The sequence below is a fragment of the Frankia sp. CcMO1 genome, assembly GCF_977945845.1.
Map to the genome: position 1 here is coordinate 14,457 of NZ_CDWTMG010000104.1, position 1,117 is coordinate 15,573.

The window sequence follows — 1,117 nt, forward strand, 5'->3', positions numbered from 1 at the left end:
ACAGCGGCGACATAGTGCCCCGTACCCGGTTATCGTGACCTTACTGTGTCGAGACCCTCGGGCGGAGAACAGCAATGGTTGCGCGTGCGCATACGCCGGACATGTGCCCGGTCCGCCAGGTCGCGATCGTCAGGAGTACCATATGGACGCCTCGACGGACCGCCGAACGATCATTACCACGAGCGCGCTACTCGGCGTCCTCGGGCCCGCCGAGGCGGTCGGCATGACATCCACGGCGGTGGACAGCCGCGCGGCGCTACACCAGGTCGAGACCGGTCTGGAGACCCTCGCCCGCCGCTGGGAGACCACCGCACCGGCCGACCTGGTCGAGCGCCTCGCGACGCTGGAGCACCATGCGCAGACGGTCGGCCGATGGCGGTTGGGCCCAGCCCTGCGCCGGGACTGGATACGAGCACATGGCCGGATTCTTCTCATGACCTCCGTGGCGCAGGGTGACAACGGCATGGCCAGGCCGGCCACAGTCTCGGCGCGGGCGGCGCTTGTCCTCGCGAAACATGTAGGAGACGCGACGACTGCCGCCCACGCCGGAGTCGTGTTGGCTGAACTCGCCGCTTATTCCTTCCAGAGCACCCGCGACGGGTTGGCGCTGGCGCGGGCGGCCCAGGCCACGGCACCACACGCGCACACCGCGATCCTGGCGATGACCACCGAGGCGCACATCATGGCCGCGTGCCACCTGCCTACCGACGATATCGTTGCCGTGCTGCGCTCAGCGGGATCGGTCGCGGCAAAGCTCCCGGCAGGTGCGGTGGGCTACAGCCTGGACGGTATCCATCCTGGGTATCTGCCGACATTCGGCGGTGCGGCACTCGTCGCCGCCGGCGCATTGGACGAGGGAAATGAGCGGCTGAGCGAGGCAGCCGAACTGTTCAACCGTTCCCGGGCGTCCGGTGCTCTCGCCGCCGTCCGCCTTTACCAGGCATCCGCGGCGATGCACGCGCGCGAGCTGGACAAGGCCGAGATCCTCGCGACCAGAGCGCTCGCCGCATCCGCCGTGCGGCCGAGCAGTTGGCTGTCGAACGGAATCCTCTTTCTCGCCGAACGCGCCCGCAGCCAGGGCGCGGACTGGTCCGGACTCGTCATCCAGGCCCAGGAA

Annotated in this window: 1 protein-coding gene; it reads left to right on the forward strand. The window is 68.8% G+C overall.

The window, feature by feature from the left end; all coding sequences use genetic code 11:
- Positions 1 to 142 precede the first annotated feature (142 nt).
- Positions 143 to 1,117, forward strand: a 975-nt coding sequence (locus AC08OU_RS13805; protein WP_476605061.1) for a hypothetical protein, incomplete at its 3' end; no start/stop codon positions are given.